The sequence below is a fragment of the Paenibacillus sp. FSL R5-0810 genome (genome assembly GCF_038002285.1).
In the GTDB taxonomy this organism is placed as follows: Bacteria; Bacillota; Bacilli; order Paenibacillales; family Paenibacillaceae; genus Paenibacillus_AQ; species Paenibacillus_AQ lactis.
Map to the genome: position 1 here is coordinate 4,327,450 of NZ_JBBOCF010000001.1, position 17,041 is coordinate 4,344,490.

A 17,041-nucleotide genomic window follows, 5' to 3' on the forward strand; every position below is an offset into this window, starting at 1 on the left:
TTTGGCGTACAGCATATTTAATTTTTTATTATCCCATCTCTCCGTCTACTTGACCGCTCCCTGCGTAATACCGTTAATGATCCATTTCTGGGCGAACAGATATATGATGATCATCGGCAGCATGGCCATCAGGTACGAAGCAAAGGCCAGATTGAATTCGGTATTGAACTGCCCTTGGAAAATGTACTGCACCAGCGGCAGCGTGTAGGAATCCGTGTCGCTGATGATGATGAGCGGGAGCAGGAAGTCGTTGTAGGTGGACAAGCAGATCAGGATGCCCACCGTTGCATTGATCGGCGCCATAATCGGGAAGATGATCCTCCAGAACGTGCCCCACGTGGACGTCCCGTCAACCCGAGCCGCTTCTTCAAGAGCAACCGGTATAGACTTGATGTAGCCGACATAGACAAACACGTTGAACGCGAGCGCATAGACGGTGTGCAGAATCGTCAGTCCCACCAGATTGGTCATGTTCAAGCCGGCCGTCAATTTCACCAGCGGCAGCATAATAATCGGAAACGGAATGAACATCGCGCTGATGAAGTAAAAGTAGAGCCCTTTGAAAAACCTCCGGTTCATGTTACGCGCAATCGCATAGGCCACAAGCGAATTCGTAAGCAGCGTCAAGACGACCGTTGCGGTCGTTACCATGGCGCTGTTGCCCAGCGCGTTGAAGAAGTTTGTCATGGCGATCGCATTGGCGAAATTCTCGAAATGAAGCTCCTTCGGCAGGCCGAACACCGATGTCAACATATCCTGGGGCGATTTGAGCGCTATCGTAACCGTCATGTATAACGGAAACAGGATCAGCACGGTGCCCAAGGCGATGAGGATCATGACCGGCCAATTGGTTCTGGTCCGCATTACATCTCCGCCTCCCTTCGCTGTAAAAACCGGATTTGCGCAATGGACACGGCCGCGATCAGAATAAAGTAAATGACCGAGTTGGCGGATTGATACGCGAACTCGCCGCCCTCGAAGCCCCCCGTATAGATAAGATGCGAGATGGACTGCGTCGCACGCCCCGGGCCGCCGTTTGTCAGCGCCACGATCTGGTCGAACACCATCAGGGAATTCTTCATCGCCAGCACCATGTTAATCGTGAAGAACGGGGCGATCAGCGGGAAGGTGATCTTCCAGAATTCCTGCCAGCGGTTCGCGCCGTCCAGGTTCGAGGCCTCATATAACGTGCCCGGAATCGTCTGCAGCCCGGCCAAATACAAAATCGTATTATAGGCGACGCCCTGCCACACTGCTACGATGACGATGCCGATCCAGGCGTGCTGCTCGCTCCCCAAAAGGTTGGTCGAGAGCCAGCCAATGCCGAGGTTCTGCCCCCATATCGTAAAGACGTTCGAGAATAAATAGTTGAAAATGTAGCCGACGATCAGGACGCTGAGAATATTCGGCAGAAAGTAGATGCCCCGAAAAAAATTCCTCGCCTTGATCTTTGCGTTCAGTCCCATGGCGATCAGGAGACTGAGAATATTGATCAGAATCGTGACCACGACCGCGAACTTGAACGTGAACCAATAAGCGTTGCCGACATTGCCGTCTTTGAACAGATTCACGTAGTTTTTGATTCCAATGAAATCATAATGGTCGCCGAATCCGTTCCAGTTCGTAAAGGAATAATACACGCCCTGCAGCGCAGGCAGGGTCAGAAATACGAAGAACAGCACAACTGCCGGTACGGTCATCAAATAGTAAGGCATAAGCCGCTTGTTCATGCTTGAATCCTCCTCATTGTTCATTGGAATGGCGTTGGTCAGGGCTGTCTGTTCCTCAACGTCTAGCGCCTGTCCGCAACCTTGTCCCATTCCGTATCCAGCTTCTTCAGATAGGCGTCAATATCCCGATTTTGAAGAAAGGACTGGATAATGGAGTTCAATTGAACGGCAGCCGGGATGTAGTGGTCGGCAAAATCGACCACTTGTCCTCGCTCAAGGTAAGGCAAAAGCTCAGCCACGGCCGGATCGTCCTGCGTAACGCCCTGGACGGTTGAGAACAGCGTCTGCTCCGAGATGTACTGCTTGCTGTTCTCCGGCTCAAGCAAAAATTCGATAAACCGCATTGCCTCCTCCTTATGCTTGGATTCTTCGGCGACCGCCAGCAAGGTGTCCACTCCCGAAATCAGCTTGTTCGATTCCGGATCGTCGCCGGTCGGCAGCGGAAAGAAGCCGATCGGCGCCTCAGGATTGGCCTTCCGGATTTCGGAAATCGCCCAAGTCCCCTGAATGTACATGGCCGACTCGCCTCTGGCGAAGGCGCGGTTGCCGTCGGCGTAGTTTTTGCCGAAGTTGTCCCCATGGCCATACTCCATCAGCTCCAGCTGCTTCTCCGCAATCTCACGGTACCGGTCCGCGAACGTGACCTTCCCTTCCCTGCGATCCAAATAAAACTCGATGCCTTCCAGATTGGAGGCCAAGGCGTTGAACGGAAGCACCGTCTGCCAATCGTCCTTGTATGTGAAGTAGAACGGGATCGTTCCCCCGTCCTTTGCCTTCTTCGCGGTGGCCAGCAGCTCGTCCCAGGTGCGCGGAACGGACAGGCCCAGCTTGCTGAAAATCTCCTTGTTGTACATCACGCCGTTGGCGTTCGTGGAATATGGAATGCCGATGACTTCCTCCATCCCGGAAACGTCCTTCAGCATTTGCACGTAGGTTTCGTCTATCCGGCTCAGCAGCGGGCTGCCGGTCATATCCATGAAAATACCGCTCTGGGCGAGCAGAGAATATGTATCGGTTGCCCCCATGCCGACGATGTCGGGAATATCGTCCTTAACGACCCGTGTCTTCAGGACCGTCTCCGCGTCCGGCGGATTGACATGAACGACCGTAATGTCGGATTGGGATTCGTTAAACTTCTGAATCAATGCATCGAAGGAGCCCTTGGCTTCAGGCTTGTTCTGGAAAAATTCAATCTGTACGCGCCCGGATGTGTCACTGCCGCCGCAAGCCGTGAGCATGCATATCAATAGGATGCTTACGCTTGCCGCCAACCCTTTTCCAAACTTCATCGTCCGCCCTCCATTTCAAATCCTGATGCTGTAGCAGGTACGCTTGCTTCGTACCTCATGTCTATTTACTACCCTTATCGCTTGGTTGGTAAACGGCGCACGGGCCGTGATTGGCTGTAGCCAAGGAGCGGACGAACGCAAAAAAATACCGGCAGATCAGGAGTTTCATCCTGTTCTGCCGGCAGATATTGGTGCATGTTAGAGGCTAAATCCTACTCCAGCCACTTTTTGTGGATTTCATCGAATTTGCCTTGCAGCTTCATTTCATCAATCCACATTTCCAGGTAGCTTGCGTACTCGAAGTCGCCGCGAGGAATCATGTAGCCCTTCTCGCTGTTGGTGAAAGGCTTATCCGTCAATGCGGCGTACAATCTGGAGTCAGCCTTCGCATAAGTGATCGCTTCGATCGTATCGGTGATCATTACGTCATACGTGCCGTCCGCAACCAGATGCGGGATGTCCAGGTTGTTAGGAACAACGGTTACGTTCGCATTCTTCAGATGCTCGCGCACGAACACTTCGTTTGTGCCGCCTGGGTTCACGCCAATGCGTACGGAAGGCTTGTTGATGTCTTCAATCGTCAAGTATTTGTCCTTGTCTTCAGCGCGGATCAGAGGCGCTTTACCGAAGGAGATGTAGCCTTGGGAAACGTATGCTGTTTTTTGTCTAGCTGTGTTACGAGTAACTCCGCCTACGGCGATATCGAATTTATCGTTCTGCAGATCCTTCATCATCGTGGACCAAGTCGTATTCACGAACTGAACGTCTACGCCAAGATCTTTACCAAGCTCTTTCATCGCGTCAACGTCGTAGCCTTCGTACTCTTTGGTCTCCGGATTCAAATATGTAAACGGCTTGTAGTCTCCGGTCATGCCTACCCGAATATAGCCTCTTTCAATAATTTCATCCAATTGGGATTCCGCTTGTTTCTTAAGCTGTCCCGGTGCTTGGGATGAAGCGGATTTTGCGGAAACGTCCGGTGTTCTCAGAACCTCGTTTGCCGCAAAGCCTGTTGCTACGAGGGATAAGCTGACTACCCCTGCCAGTAATACCTTTTTCCAATTCTTAGCCATGGTTTCAATTCCTCCAGTTTTCTTCTTGTTGTAATTCTTGCTTTCTTGCATAGCTAGCTTCTGCTTGCTTGCCTACCTAACTTCTGCTTTCTTGCATACTTGCATCTGCATACTTGCTACATTCTTGCATCTGCATTCCTGCTTCTGCTTGCTTGCCTGTTTTGCCTCGTACCCCTGTTTGCTGCTTGACTCTCTTAACGCTTTCCTACAGGCATCCCCCCTTTCAAGCAGCTCGGGGAGACTACAATTTGAATTTTGCCAGCTCTTTGCTAAGCTCCTCGGCTACGCTCTCAAGCTGCTTAACCGAATTTGAAATCTCCTTGATCGTCACGATCTGCTCTTCAACAGCGTCTGCCACATTCTTCGCATCGCTGGACGTATGGTCGGCGATCGATTTCAGCTCTTCAATGGAAGCGCTGACCTGCTCGGAGCCTGCCGACATCTCTTCGGAAGCCGCCGAAACCTCGAGAATATGATCAGCCACGTTCCGGGTCGCATACAGGATGTTATCGAACTTCTCGCGAACCTCTTCAATAAGCGCGATGCCTTCCTGCACATCCTTACGGCTGACGTCCATCACTTCGACCGCATTCAGCGTATCCTCCCGAATCTCGGTGATCAGCTTCGCAATCTGATCGGTGGACGCTTCCGATTGCCCTGCCAGCTTCTTCACTTCTTCAGCGACGACTGCAAAGCCTCGGCCATGCTCCCCTGCTCTTGCCGCTTCAATCGAAGCGTTGAGCGACAGCAGGCGAATGCGGGAAGTGACCTCCGTAATAAAGCTCAAAATCTGCTCGATTTCCGAAGAACGTTCGTTCAAACGCTCGATGGCGGTTCCAACCTTGGATGTCCCCTCGCCGATGTTGCCGATCTGCTTCACGGCCTGCTCAACGACGACAGAGCCGCTCTCCGCCTGCGTTGCCGCTTCCTGCGCAGCCTCGGACACCATGGATGAGGTTTCCGCGATCTTCACGATGCCGCTCGCCATATCGCTCATCGATACGGCGATCTCGGAAGAGCTTGCAGCATGGGCGTTTGCTCCGCTCGCAATTTGGCGAATGGACGTTCCAATCCGGTCGACGCTGTTCATCGCCGTATCGACGCCGCCCGAAACAACCTCGGTTACGGTCAGCACCTGCTTGGATGAATCGTTCACTCCATCGACCAGATGCTTCAGATGGGATACCGTCTGGTTGAAATCGCCGGAGAGAACCGCGACCTCGTCCTTGCCCTTCACTTGAATCGTCTTGGTCAAATCCCCTGCGGCCACTTCCTTCACAGCCGCATTCAGTTTACGGATCGGCTGCACAATCTGCGACGTCACCCAATATGCTGCAGCGATGGATACAAGCAGCGCTCCTGCCGAGATGGCAACGAGCGTTACCGATAGCTTGGAGATCGGAGCGTTCAGCTCCTTGCTTGGCGCCGTAACGAATACGCCCCAATTTAATTTGGACGGGGCATAGGCTGCCGTATATGCCGTTCCGTCCAGTGCATATTGGAATTCTCCCGGCTGACCTTGGCTCACCTTTTCATAAGCTTTCGTCAGTTCCGCATCGACATCCTGAACCTTGGTTTGCAGGACAAGCTCCTCGGACGGATGCCACATGAACGTTCCGGTACGGCTCAACAAGAAGGCATAGCCGGTTTCGCCGAAGGATTGATCTGATACTTTCTTCTGTACCTCGTTAATCGGAAGCGTCGAGCCCATATATCCGTACTGCTTCCCGTCCTTCATGAGCGGAATGATCATCGTCACGATGTTATTTCCGGTCCGCTTGGACAGCACAGGCTCCGACACGACAATCTTGCCCTCGCCCTTTCCGGCTTCCTGGTAATGAACCCGGTCGGATACGTCGGTAACCTCTCCAAGGAAGTTGATCACGTTCTTTCCTGTCAGATCATAGGAGAAGAAAAAGGTTTCGAATTCGGTATTCTGTTCCTGCGCCTTCTGAATCAACTTCAAATCCTGCTCTTTGTCCCCCGTAATGAACTTGCCGACGGTTTCGATCTTCGCAATTTCCGCGTTCAGAAAGTCGTCGATTTGCAGCGCCAGATTCTCGGCGCTCAAGAGCGCTTCCTTGTCCAGACTGTCTCCCAGCAAATTGGATGAGCTGTTATAGGTTACCGCGAAGACAGTGCCGAGACTGACAAGCAGAATCAAACAAATCATCGTTATCATCTTTTGCTTAAGGCTCTTTAGCATGGCTCTAAAATCCTCCCCAAAAATGGTTCCGGGGTCCTACTCATTCCTGTGTCCAAATTTTTTGCGTATGCTCTCTTTTTGTGTTAAGGCGCGCTCACTACAAAAACAAAAACGAACAAGCGGTATCGAAAAAATATTGGTATAAGCTGGACTGTAAGACTCCGCTTAGTTTGTTATCGGCAGCTTAGGAGAGGAATTTAAGAGCTTCATTTCACTTTTTACAAAATTCGACTTCTTCGTTCGCATACGAAACGCATTTGGTGGATTTAGGAAAAAAGGACCAATATAGTCTATTCATCACATCATCTATAGACCTGAGGCAGGTTCGGCAGGACTTATTCCAGGCTTTATGGAATGTTAAAGGCAGGATGATTAGGAGTGAATACATATGGCTTTCGATTCCGAATTTTCAAGCCTCATAACCCCGTTTGTGCCTCTTTTTCGACGCTACTGTCTACAACTTGCATCGGGCTCTAGTTGGGATGCCGAGGAGCTGCTGCAGGAATCCCTGATCAAGCTTCATCGATCGCTATCCCGATCGCAGGATCGCCCGATACCAAGGCGTACCTATACCAGGTCGCCCGCAGCGTCTGGATCGACAGCTATCGCAAGCAGCGCCGTCAGGCCATGCTCCCTGGAGACGACTTACCGGAAAGAGAATACGAGGAGGACGGTTTCCTTATCCGGGAGACGATCGAACTGATCGCCGGCCGGCTTACTGCCAAGCAGACGGTGCTGGTCATTCTGGTGGACATTTTCTTGTTTACGGCCAAAGAGGCGGCTCAGCTTATCGAGAGCACCGAAGGAGCCGTGAAGGAAGCATTGAAACGGGCCCGCAAACGGTTAGCCAAGCTGCAAGCGGAGAACGGAGCATCCGTTCCGCCTTCTCCGCTGCAGGAGCCTTCCGGCTCACCGGCTTGGTTCGAGGCGCTGATTCACGGCTTTCAAACGGCCAACCCGTATGCCATTGCCAATGCCTACCTGTCCATCAGCGCAAACCGCATCACGCTGCGCCAGGTCCAGCGTTCCGGACAGGCGCTGTTCTTTACGTTCTGGGATCCTGACGGACATTTGCTTGCCTTTAGGACAAAATTTTTTTTCGAGCCCGTTTCTTTTTCCGCATCGTCTTCCGTTTCTTAGAGTGATCACACCTATGGGAAGGCGTAGATGAGAAACAAGTTAACCAATTGATATGAGGAGCGTGAAAGTAAACCATGGCAATTACACCGCACCGCGTTGCCGTAATTCAATGGCCGGTCAAAGACGTGGAGAAATCGCTGAAATGGTATCAGGAGCTGCTGGGGGTACAGCTGTCTTTCCCCTATACCCCTGGAGATCCCGCTGCTTGGCTGTGCATCGGCGATGTCGGATTTGGCCTCGTACAGGCCGAGGACATCCCGAGACTTCAATTTACCGATTCGCAGGGCAAGCTGCAGTCCATCGTCCAGCTTCAGGTCGATGAGATCCAGGAGGTGTACCGGCATCTGCAGAATAGTGGGGTGGCCGTCAGCGAAATGAGGTATATTGAGGACGGCGGCTACAGCTTCAGCTTCACCGATCCGGACGGCAATCACGTTAGTCTGTGGGGCGGCTGGCCATCATCTGACGAAGAACGGCCGGAGTAGGCAATGAGTTAAGCCTCTTCACGACAAAAAAAGCTGTTCACCACAGCGATTCGTTCGCTAAGGGAACAGCTTTTTTGTGACGGTTGGCTGACCATCAGGTGACCTCCGTCAAGCTATTGAAGACAAGGCGTCAGAAAGACAGGCAGGCGCCCCTAAGGCATAAGCCCGCAGCAGTTTCGACTTATCGGACATATTCGTTATAGATATGAAGCAAGGTCTTCCTGCTCGATCGAACGTGATGCGCTTCGCGAAGACTCCGCTGGAGCAGCTCGCCGGATATCGGAAGCTCCGACACCGATGCCGGGCCGCCGACCGAACGCATCAGCTCACTAAGCTCGGCCGGACTCGGGATTTGTTCCAGAAGCAGCCGGATGTCGCTCCAGTGCTCGGATACCCGATGACGGATGCGGTCCGCTTCCTGCTCCGCTTTCGTTCCCGTTTCCCCGAAACGCCCTGCGCGGATTTCAAGCCCTTCTTCCTTTATCGCATGGTACAGACGCGAGATTTCAATGCAGGCTGCGCCCACCTTGGCGCCGTGGAGCAGCTGTTTCTTGCCGAGCCGGATAAACTCCATCTCCCAATAATGGGACAGATGATGCTCCGAGCCCGATGCGGGATGCGACTGACCGAACAGCAGCATCGCCAGGCCGGACTCGATCAGCGCCTCCATCAAGATCCGGATTCCCTCCTCGGTCCGTCCCGCGATCATTCCCGCTGCATCCACGCATTTGCGAAGTGCCGCCGCCGTGATGTCCGCGGCTCGGTCCAGATAAGGCTCATCAGCGATCAGGCTGCCGAATTTCCAGTCGAAGAGCGAGGTGTATTTCCCCAGCATATCCCCGAACCCGGCAGCGGTTAGCGGTGCGGGGGCCTGCATGAGAATGTCGACATCGGCAAAAATCGCGCTCGGTCCGATGGCGGGGATCGTCCTTTTTTCCCCCCGCACGATAATCGGCGCTCCCTTGGACGTAAAGCCGTCCACGGATGCCGCCGTCGGCACCGAGACGAACGGAAGGCCGGCAGTATAGGCCGCATACCGGCTAATATCGTGAATCGTTCCGCCGCCCACCGCAAGCACGGCGCCCGCTCGGCTCTGCTGAATATCCAGAATAACCTGGATCAGCGAAGCTTCATCGGCAATGACATCATCTTTGGCATCAGGGCGAAGCAGCGTTACCTGCACCTGAAGCGATGCACGGACGAGGAGCTTCTCCAATGATTTGCCGGCCTTCTCGTACGTATTGCGATCCGCGACCAAGACGACCGAGGTCCAGCCTTTCTGCTCCAAGAAACCGGCAACGCCGGACAAAGCCCCGGATTCTATCCGGATCGTCTCGACTTCATCGAGATTGGCGAGATGCTGCGCCGGCAAATCTGCCGTCTGCTTCCTAATGTTTGATAATAAAGAGCTCATCATTGGTCACCCTTCTTTCGGGTTAGCGCAAGCGCCGGAAGCGGATCGTTGCAGGTCATGCCGGTTACGCCGCATTCCAGCGAAGCTTGCACCCCCTCCTCATCGTCCGGGCAGTAGCTCCAGACGAGCAGCCCTTGCTCCTGAAACCGCGCGACGATCGCCGGAGACAAGAGCGACATCTCAATGCCGATCGCCCACATTTTTGCATATGTGCCGTCTTCGCCAGGGACGAAATGCGACATTTTCTCTCCGGGAAAGCCTTGGGTCTTCATTCCGTAAGCATCGTGTATATAAGTAAGCACCTCAGCATCAAAACAGGTAAACACGCAGCGCTCCAGGTATCCGTGCCGGCCTAATATCGCGATCGTCAGATCCGCAGCTTCCTTGGCATCCGGACTCGGCTTAATCTCCACGTTGCACAGCACCTCGGGATATTCCGCCAGCAGCTCGCACAGCTCCTCCAGGGTCGGGATGACGTGGCCCTTGAACGCCTGCCCGAACCAGCCGCCCGCATCCAGCGCCTTCAGCTCCTCCAGCGTAAAGTCGCTTACCTTGCCGGTGCCATTGGTCGTCCGGTCGACGGTTGCGTCATGAATGACGACGACCTGGCGGTCCTTGGACAGCCGGAGGTCGAATTCCAGCATGTCGACGCCGAGCTCCAGCGCTTCGCGAAATGCCGCCAGCGTATTTTCCGGATAGGCCGCTTTGTAGCCGCGGTGTGCGGCCACCATGATGCCAGCTTGTTCCTGCAGTCGTTCGATCATAAGTCCTGCCACTCCTTTTTTCCTGTTGTTATCGATTACTGAGCCAAAATCCGCTCCGTTTCTTTCTTGAACGTGTCCAACGTGGACGGGATATCCTTACTGTCGTACATGATCGCTTCGATCGCCGAGAAAAACTCATGCATAATTTCAGGCCATGCTACATCCTTGTTCGTATCGACGGCAAACTCCAGCTGATCGTAAGCAACCTTGCGGTTCGGCTCCTTCGCCCACAGCTCCTGCATCTTTTCCGATTCCACCATCTGCTTCGTAAACGGCAAATACCCTGATTGCAAAATAAACTCGAGTCCGCCTTCCTCCTCCATCTCCATCCAGCGGATAAACTCCCACGCGGCGTCCTTATTCTTGGAGGAAGACAGCATCGTGACATTCGCCCCTCCCGTCGGATTGGCATGCACTTCATCCTTCGGCAGGAAAGCCGTCACATAATCGAAATCCACCGTGCTGGCCAGACCGCCGATCGAGCCTGTGGATTGAAAGATCATCCCGACCTTGCCCTCCACGAACATGCTGTTCACAATATTCCCGGAATCCTGGGCCGGCGGATAATAAAGCGCGCCTGTGCTCTGCAGGTCCTTCAGGTAAGAGAACACCTTCTCTCCAGCTCCGTTATCGGCAAAGCCGACCGAAGTATTATCTTCATTGAAGAAGGTGCCGCCGGCCTGCGAAATCATCGCGATCGGGTACCAGGTGTCATAAGGCATGCTGACCCCATACCGCTTAAACTCGTTTCCTTCCTTTACAACAAGCGCGTTCGCGACCTCCTTCATCTCCTCCCATGTTGCCGGAACGGAGAGCCCAAGCTCATCGAGCAATGTCTTATTCACATGCAAAATCGGAGTGGACCGATTCAGAGGCAGCGAGACAAGCTTGTCGTTGAAGTACGAGTGGCCCATCAGCCCCGGCGTAAAGTCATCGGCGCTTATTCCGGACTGCTCGAGATACGGGGCCAGATCCTCCAACACTTCAGCATCGGCAAACATCTGCACGTAAGCCCGCTCCAGCATGCTCACGTCCGGGCCCGTGCCCGACGCAATGGCCTGCTGCAGCTTGGTTACCGTCTCGTCATAGCCTCCCTGGAAGGTGCCGACAACCTCAATATCTTCATGCGATTCATTGAAGCGTTGGATGAGCGCATCCATATACTCCCCGTTCTTGCCGCCCAGCGAATGCCAAAATTGAACGGTCGTAACTCCTTCGCCGCCTGTCGGGGATTCCGCAGCGCCGTTTCCCGGACTCTCGCCGGTACTGCCGCTACCACCGGTATTGCCGGTATTCGCCGTGCCCCCTCCCCCGCCGCACGCAGCCAGCAAACTGAACAGCACCATGATGGACAACAGCGTAAACCACTTGGATTTCATTTTTTCATTCCTCCATTATGTTTCGATAATTGCATGTAGTTTCCTGTCAAATTTAAGAGATTGTTCAAAAAGTCGCCTTTTGATTTACGAAGTGTTTTATTTAATTCCTGAATACACGAACGCCTTCACGATATGCTTCGAGCAGAATAGATACACCAGCAGGATAGGTACGACCAGCATCACGTTGCCGGCCATGATGATATGCCAGTTACTGATGCCCTCGGTTTCCCGCAGCATCGCGATCCCGAGCGTCAAAGGCCGAACCGCGGCCGAATCGGTCATGACGAGCGGCCAGAAATAATCGTTCCAATGACTGACGAAGCTGAACAGCGCAATGGTTGCGAGTGCGGGCCCCGACATCGGGATCATGATTTTCCGCATAATGTTGAACTCGCTGGCATTATCCAGCCGGGCCGCCTCGATGATTTCCTCCGGAATCTGCATGAAATACTGCCGCAGCAGGAAAATGCCGAAGGCATTCGAGACGAACGGGATGATTTGCGGCAGCAGCGTCTTCACAAGCCCCCATTCCGCCATCATGAGGTAGACGGGAATGAATGTGACCTGGCCGGGAATCATGAACGCCAGCAGAATCATGCCGAACAGGACCGTTTTCCCCGGGAATTTATACTTGGCGAACGCATAAGCCGCCGGGATCATGACAAGGAATTGCAAAATAATGATGGAGCCTGTCACGACGACGGAGTTTTTGAAATACGTCAGAAACGGCCCGGCATTCATCGCCTCGACGAAGTTGCCCCACTGCGGCGAAGCGGGGATCCATGTCGGGGGAAACGCCATCGTCTCGCGAAGCGTCTGCAGCGACGTGGAGATCATCCACAGAAACGGAAAAATGAACAGGATCAGTACGGCGGCCTTCAGCACGATGCTCAGTGCTTGCCCGATGCTCTTCCATTCCAGGGTCTTCAAGCTTTTCCTCCTTTCTGCCTTTACGCGGCGGGGATTATTGATAATGGACCTTCTTGGCCAGCAGCCGGAAATAAACGAAGGTAAGAAGCCCGATAACGGCCATCAGCAGCACGCCCGTGGCAGACGCATACCCGATATTGGTCGTACGGAAGCCATAGATGTAGTACACCAGCGTCGTAGTGGCATTGTTGGGCCCCCCGCCCGTCATGACCTGAACGGTATCGAACACCTTGAACGAGCCGATGGTCATAATAATCAGGATGAAGAACAGCTGCGGCGAAATCATGGGCAGCGTGATTTTGTAGAACACCTTGAACTTGCTTGCGTTATCCAGCGCAGCCGCTTCATAGATGCTGGGCGATATGCTTTGAAGAGCCGCCACGATAATGAGCGTATAGTAGCCGATGGCCTGCCATACGGACACGATGATGATCGACATCAGGGCGGTCTTGGAGCTTTGCAGCCAATCCGAAGGCGGGAGCCCGACCAGTTTGAGGACATAATTGAGCAGTCCTTGATTCGGCTCCATCAGCCACAGCCACACGAGCGAGATCGAAACGATCGAGACCACATGGGGCGTAAAAATTCCGGCCTGCACGATGGAATTGAATCGTCCTTTCTTGTTCAGCCATACGGCGAACAGCAGCGACAGCAGCATGGTCAGCACCACAACGCCGGCGGTGTAGATCGTGGTATTCCACAGCGCCTTATAGAAATCGCCCCGCCCCAGGATCTGCGTGAAATTATCCAATCCGACGAATCGGCTCTTGTCTTTGTTGAGCAGATTGTATTTGAAGAGGCTCAAATAAATCAGGTAGCCCACCGGATACATGACGAACAGGAAGATGCCCGCCATCGCCGGCGCGATGAGAACGTATGGACGAAATCCTTCCCAAATCCGCTTCTTATCCATGACTTTGCCCCCGCAGCCGCTCCAGGAAATCCAGGTAGCGCGCGTCCCGCTCCTCAATGCGGTTGCCATCCGCCCCGAAGAAGAACAGCTTATCGGCCGGCACGCCAAGGTATACCTCCTGATCGACATGGAATATATCGTCCGGGCACTTCACCATAAAGGACCGCCCATCCCCCGTCTTCACCTGGTAGATCGTCTCGGAGCCAAGCATTTCGCGCGTGGCAATCTCCCCTTTGGCAGAAAAATGGAACGATCCCGGCTCGGCGGCAAGGACGGCATTCTCCGGACGGAAGCCGAATGTGCTCCGGTCTTCGCCGAGCGGAGCGATATTCATCGGCGGCACGCCGATGAACTGAGCGGCGAACAGATTGCTCGGCTTCCGGTACACCACTTCCGGCGGCGCTTCCTGCTGAATGACTCCCTTATTCATCAGCACGATCGTATCGGCCATAGACATCGCTTCTACCTGATCATGCGTCACATAGACAAAGGTGGTGCCCAGCTTCTTGTGCAGCTCGATCAGCTCGATGCGCATCTGCACTCTCAGCTTCGCATCCAGATTCGACAGCGGTTCGTCCATGAGAAAGACGGACGGATTCTTCACCATCGCCCGTGCAAGCGCGACCCGCTGGCGTTGGCCCCCGGACAGCGTGGAAGGCTTTCGGTCCAGGTAATCGGCGAGGCCGACCGTTTCTCCGATCGTCTCGACAAGCCGGGTCCGTTCCGCCTTCGGTACCTTGTTATTGACCAGCCCGAACTCAATGTTCTCCCGGACCGACATCGTCGGGTAAATGGCATAATTCTGGAACACCATCGCCACTCCGCGTTTGCCTGGAGCAATGCGCGTCACGTCCTTGCCATCGATGAGCACGGTTCCGGAGGTTTGCGGATCAATCCCTGCAATCATGCGCAGCAGCGTGGTCTTTCCGCAGCCGGACGGGCCGACGAGGACGGTGAACGTGCCGTCTTCGATTTTGAGATCCAGATCCTGTATGACGGGCTGACGGTCGAAGTATTTGCTTACCTTCACGAATTCAATGGATGCCAAATGCGATCCCCCTCACCTGTGTAATAATCTGATCATGCTGTACAGCGTAATGAACAAATCATCATGCATGAAATCCCTTTCAATCCCTGCTTATTTGTACGCATAAAATGAGCAGATAATGATCATTTTTGTTCATTTTTATTCAAATTGATTGTAGATCCGCTTTATTAGGAGAGTGTTAGCTTGGGGTTCGGTTTGTGTAAATTCGCGCGGCTCCTGCAGTTTTAACATTGGCTTAACGTTAGAAGGGTACAATGAGAGGGGACTAAAACGGTGAGCATAAAAGAGCAATAATGCGCATTGTATATAAAAATGCCGTGAGCCTATGCTCGATTCAGGAAGGGAGATATGATTGGTTGCTGGCACATGAAAGAAAGCGAAGAATCATTGATTATGTAAGGCAATATCGAACGGCTACGGTCGCCCAGCTTGCGCAGGAATTCGGCGTTCATACCGCAACCATCCGCCGGGACCTGGCGGAGATTGAACAGGAAGGCGCCCTGAAGCGCACTCATGGCGGGGTCATCATGGAGCAGTGGACGCGGAACGAACCGTCCTTTAATGAACGTGCCAACGTTCACCGTGAGGAGAAAATCCGAATTGGCCAGCTGGCGGCCTCCCTTGTCGAAGACGGGGAGAATATCATTATCGATTCGGGTACAACCACCCTCCATATCGCCACCCATTTGATTCACCGGTCCGACATTACCGTTATAACCAACGATATGAACGTAGCCGTTGAGCTGCGGGATGCTCCAGGCATTAAGGTCATTCTGACCGGCGGGGAGTTGTACCCCTCCAGTTATATGCTGAACGGGATGTTTACTGATCATGTGCTTGGCTCGCTGCATGTGGAAAAGGCCTTCATCGGAACGCCTGCCTTGCATCCGCAGCATGGGCTGATGCACCCGGAAGCGCTGCTTGTCCCGGCCAAACAGGGCATGATCCGCGCCGCAGGCGAAATCGTCGTTGTTACCGACCATTCCAAGATCGGAAAGCTGTCCCTGCATACCGTAGCCCCAAACAGCGCTATTCACACCCTCGTCACGGGAACCGAAGCGTCCGATGCCGATATTCGGCCGTTCCAGGAACGGGGCATCACGGTGTACCGGGCGTAAGGGGATTAGACTTAAGGCAACGGCCTATCTTGACTGCTCGATGAAAATACAAGAAGGGACCCTGCGGGAGGCCCCTTCTTGTTTCATTATTGTCGCATGGAACGTCCCGAAATGTGTTATGTATGAATCGTTCCTCCCATCGAAGATGGAACGCTAGGGAGTCCTAACGCTTTCGCTTTTCATCACAATCCATAAAAAAAGACTGTCCCGCAGTAGAGAAATCTACTTAAGGACAGTTCATTATTCATTCACATTAGAGAATCCTTGATAATCGAAGGAAATGCTTATGGGAGAAGCTTCCACACTTCGGCAGATCCCGGAGTCTCACCAAGCGTCCACCATCTTGCTTCATAGTTCTTCCCGTTGTACGAAACCTTGTCGCCGCCCAGATACACGGTGCTTGCGCTCCAAGCAGGGTAGGTCGCGGAGCTGCCGGACGTCGACACCGAGAGCGGTGCAGATGCCGCGGATTTGCTGCCGTTGCTGCTGACAGCGACCACGGTGTACGTGTAGGACGTTCCAGCCGTCAGGCCCGTATCATTATAAGAGGTTGTTGCGGATGTACCCACAAGGGTTCCATTACGATAAACCTCGTAGCTGGAAGCTCCTGTCGAAGCTGTCCAAGCAAGGGAAACGCTGCTGCTTGTTTGGGATGGAGAGGTCAGACCTGTCGGAGCTGGTACGCTCGGGTTCGGGTTACCGTTACCGCCGCCAAAGTCGACATCGATGACGTTGTAGAATGCATTCGCCGTATCAGCTACTTCCCATACAGCCAGAATGACGTGATATCCGGATTTTGCCGGAACGTTACAGGTTGATGTGTAATCGGTTGGCGGTTTTACGCCTCCGTAGTTAATCGAGCAGAACGGCGTCAGATCGAAGGAAGCTCTGCTCAGTGGAGCATTTTGATCCCAGCCGTCCTTCGTAATGTAGTACTTCCAGCTTGCCGACGCATGCGGAGCTGTCAAATGCCATTTGAACGTCGTCGTTCCTGGAGAAATGCTGACTTTGCTCCAGCGTGTAGCGGACTGCTCGTCAAGCTTAGGGAATGCGCCGCCTGCACTTGCAATCTTGCCGTCGGCAGGACCTGCTGCCGGCCAGCCTTTAGGAGCTTCCAAGCTCTGCGGCTCGTAAACGATCGCGCCGCAATCGGAGTTAACCCCTTGCTTACACAGAAGCGCGCGGCTCGCCGGGGATTCAACATATCCGTGGGCAAACGCCTTATCCGCAAATAAAACCATGAATAAAGCCATCAACAGCATCGTGGAGCCTGCAATGATTACATGCTTGAGCCAAGATTTGTTCGGCAAACTTAATGTCATACAATGTTCCTCCTTTTAATTGTAAAATTCAAACAACTGCCGCAAGCGATTGTCGTTTACCTCTTCCTTGGCACCCCTCCTTTGTTCGTAGCTCCGAGCCCAGAGCCGTCACCTAAGTTCTGTCAAGCTTGGAAGAATCATTATAATGTCCAAGCTTTACCATCCCTATCATCATTTTAATGGATCTGCTTCCGGTATCCCATAATAGAAAACAACGATTTTTTACACAA

General features: G+C 53.3%; 16 protein-coding genes. 4 read left to right on the plus strand and 12 right to left on the minus strand.

Annotation, left to right across the window (positions count from 1 at the left end):
* Positions 1-45 precede the first annotated feature (45 nt).
* From MKX76_RS19245 to MKX76_RS19265, 5 genes are all read right to left on the minus strand, one after another.
* Entirely contained in the window at positions 46-864 is an 819-nt protein-coding gene (locus MKX76_RS19245; protein ID WP_341034463.1) for a carbohydrate ABC transporter permease, read from the minus strand.
* Positions 864-1,730, minus strand: coding sequence for a carbohydrate ABC transporter permease (locus MKX76_RS19250; protein ID WP_040740190.1), 867 nt, complete (start codon positions 1,728-1,730; stop codon positions 864-866). Before MKX76_RS19250 ends, MKX76_RS19245 begins: the two co-directional genes overlap by 1 nt.
* 62 nt (positions 1,731-1,792) lie before the next feature.
* Positions 1,793-3,019 (minus strand): ABC transporter substrate-binding protein, encoded by a 1,227-nt coding sequence (locus tag MKX76_RS19255; RefSeq protein WP_341034464.1) that lies wholly within the window; start codon positions 3,017-3,019, stop codon positions 1,793-1,795.
* A 212-nt stretch (positions 3,020-3,231) separates the two neighbouring features.
* On the minus strand, positions 3,232-4,092 hold the full coding sequence (locus tag MKX76_RS19260) for a transporter substrate-binding domain-containing protein (RefSeq protein WP_341034465.1): 861 nt from the start codon (positions 4,090-4,092) through the stop codon (positions 3,232-3,234).
* Between the two features lie 241 nt (positions 4,093-4,333).
* The gene (locus MKX76_RS19265; protein WP_341034466.1) at positions 4,334-6,298 is read right to left on the minus strand and encodes a methyl-accepting chemotaxis protein; all 1,965 of its coding nucleotides are present in this window, start codon (positions 6,296-6,298) and stop codon (positions 4,334-4,336) included.
* A gap of 388 nt (positions 6,299-6,686) precedes the next feature.
* Here MKX76_RS19265 and MKX76_RS19270 point away from each other — a divergent pair, with 388 nt between their 5' ends.
* From MKX76_RS19270 to MKX76_RS19280, 3 genes are all read left to right on the plus strand, one after another.
* A complete protein-coding gene (locus MKX76_RS19270) occupies positions 6,687-7,001 on the plus strand; it encodes a sigma factor (protein WP_232239458.1) in 315 nt (104 codons plus the stop codon).
* Complete coding sequence (locus MKX76_RS19275; protein ID WP_232239457.1) at positions 6,926-7,438, plus strand: sigma factor-like helix-turn-helix DNA-binding protein; 513 nt, start codon at positions 6,926-6,928, stop codon at positions 7,436-7,438. Before MKX76_RS19270 ends, MKX76_RS19275 begins: the two co-directional genes overlap by 76 nt.
* Positions 7,439-7,512: 74 nt before the next feature.
* Positions 7,513-7,923: a VOC family protein gene (locus MKX76_RS19280; protein ID WP_028407397.1), complete on the plus strand. Its 411-nt coding sequence runs from the start codon at positions 7,513-7,515 to the stop codon at positions 7,921-7,923.
* A 181-nt stretch (positions 7,924-8,104) separates the two neighbouring features.
* On the opposite strand, the gene MKX76_RS19285 is transcribed toward MKX76_RS19280, so the two are convergent.
* From MKX76_RS19285 to MKX76_RS19310, 6 genes are all read right to left on the minus strand, one after another.
* Positions 8,105-9,337 carry a sn-glycerol-1-phosphate dehydrogenase gene (locus tag MKX76_RS19285; protein WP_028407396.1) on the minus strand — a complete coding sequence of 411 codons (1,233 nt, stop codon included), beginning with the start codon at positions 9,335-9,337 and terminating at the stop codon, positions 8,105-8,107.
* Positions 9,337-10,101: a glycerophosphodiester phosphodiesterase family protein gene (locus tag MKX76_RS19290; RefSeq protein ID WP_028407395.1), complete on the minus strand. Its 765-nt coding sequence runs from the start codon at positions 10,099-10,101 to the stop codon at positions 9,337-9,339. Before MKX76_RS19290 ends, MKX76_RS19285 begins: the two co-directional genes overlap by 1 nt.
* A gap of 35 nt (positions 10,102-10,136) precedes the next feature.
* Positions 10,137-11,480: an ABC transporter substrate-binding protein gene (locus tag MKX76_RS19295; protein ID WP_007132468.1), complete on the minus strand. Its 1,344-nt coding sequence runs from the start codon at positions 11,478-11,480 to the stop codon at positions 10,137-10,139.
* Positions 11,481-11,576: 96 nt separating this feature from the next.
* Entirely contained in the window at positions 11,577-12,317 is a 741-nt protein-coding gene (locus MKX76_RS19300; protein ID WP_232239462.1) for a carbohydrate ABC transporter permease, read from the minus strand.
* A 127-nt stretch (positions 12,318-12,444) separates the two neighbouring features.
* Positions 12,445-13,323: a carbohydrate ABC transporter permease gene (locus MKX76_RS19305; protein WP_007132470.1), complete on the minus strand. Its 879-nt coding sequence runs from the start codon at positions 13,321-13,323 to the stop codon at positions 12,445-12,447.
* On the minus strand, positions 13,316-14,371 hold the full coding sequence (locus tag MKX76_RS19310) for an ABC transporter ATP-binding protein (RefSeq protein WP_028407394.1): 1,056 nt from the start codon (positions 14,369-14,371) through the stop codon (positions 13,316-13,318). Before MKX76_RS19310 ends, MKX76_RS19305 begins: the two co-directional genes overlap by 8 nt.
* A 356-nt stretch (positions 14,372-14,727) precedes the next feature.
* Here MKX76_RS19310 and MKX76_RS19315 point away from each other — a divergent pair, with 356 nt between their 5' ends.
* Positions 14,728-15,489, plus strand: a complete 762-nt coding sequence (locus MKX76_RS19315; RefSeq protein WP_007132472.1) for a DeoR/GlpR family DNA-binding transcription regulator — start codon at positions 14,728-14,730, stop codon at positions 15,487-15,489.
* A 284-nt stretch (positions 15,490-15,773) separates the two neighbouring features.
* On the opposite strand, the gene MKX76_RS19320 is transcribed toward MKX76_RS19315, so the two are convergent.
* Positions 15,774-16,811 (minus strand): lytic polysaccharide monooxygenase, encoded by a 1,038-nt coding sequence (locus MKX76_RS19320; RefSeq protein WP_007132473.1) that lies wholly within the window; start codon positions 16,809-16,811, stop codon positions 15,774-15,776.
* Positions 16,812-17,041: the final 230 nt, after the last annotated feature.

Bases quoted from the DNA above. Each gene is read 5' to 3' on its own strand.
- MKX76_RS19260 (WP_341034465.1), bottom strand. From the start codon at position 4,092: ATGGCTAAGAATTGGAAAAAGGTATTACTGGCAGGGGTAGTCAGCTTA.
- MKX76_RS19320 (WP_007132473.1), bottom strand. From the start codon at position 16,811: ATGACATTAAGTTTGCCGAACAAATCTTGGCTCAAGCATGTAATCATT.
- MKX76_RS19265 (WP_341034466.1), bottom strand. From the start codon at position 6,298: ATGCTAAAGAGCCTTAAGCAAAAGATGATAACGATGATTTGTTTGATT.
- MKX76_RS19250 (WP_040740190.1), bottom strand. From the start codon at position 1,730: ATGAACAAGCGGCTTATGCCTTACTATTTGATGACCGTACCGGCAGTT.
- MKX76_RS19270 (WP_232239458.1), top strand. From the start codon at position 6,687: ATGGCTTTCGATTCCGAATTTTCAAGCCTCATAACCCCGTTTGTGCCT.
- MKX76_RS19300 (WP_232239462.1), bottom strand. From the start codon at position 12,317: ATGATCTCCACGTCGCTGCAGACGCTTCGCGAGACGATGGCGTTTCCC.
- MKX76_RS19255 (WP_341034464.1), bottom strand. From the start codon at position 3,019: ATGAAGTTTGGAAAAGGGTTGGCGGCAAGCGTAAGCATCCTATTGATA.
- MKX76_RS19280 (WP_028407397.1), top strand. From the start codon at position 7,513: ATGGCAATTACACCGCACCGCGTTGCCGTAATTCAATGGCCGGTCAAA.
- MKX76_RS19285 (WP_028407396.1), bottom strand. From the start codon at position 9,337: ATGAGCTCTTTATTATCAAACATTAGGAAGCAGACGGCAGATTTGCCG.
- MKX76_RS19290 (WP_028407395.1), bottom strand. From the start codon at position 10,101: ATGATCGAACGACTGCAGGAACAAGCTGGCATCATGGTGGCCGCACAC.
- MKX76_RS19295 (WP_007132468.1), bottom strand. From the start codon at position 11,480: ATGAAATCCAAGTGGTTTACGCTGTTGTCCATCATGGTGCTGTTCAGT.
- MKX76_RS19305 (WP_007132470.1), bottom strand. From the start codon at position 13,323: ATGGATAAGAAGCGGATTTGGGAAGGATTTCGTCCATACGTTCTCATC.
- MKX76_RS19275 (WP_232239457.1), top strand. From the start codon at position 6,926: ATGCTCCCTGGAGACGACTTACCGGAAAGAGAATACGAGGAGGACGGT.
- MKX76_RS19245 (WP_341034463.1), bottom strand. From the start codon at position 864: ATGCGGACCAGAACCAATTGGCCGGTCATGATCCTCATCGCCTTGGGC.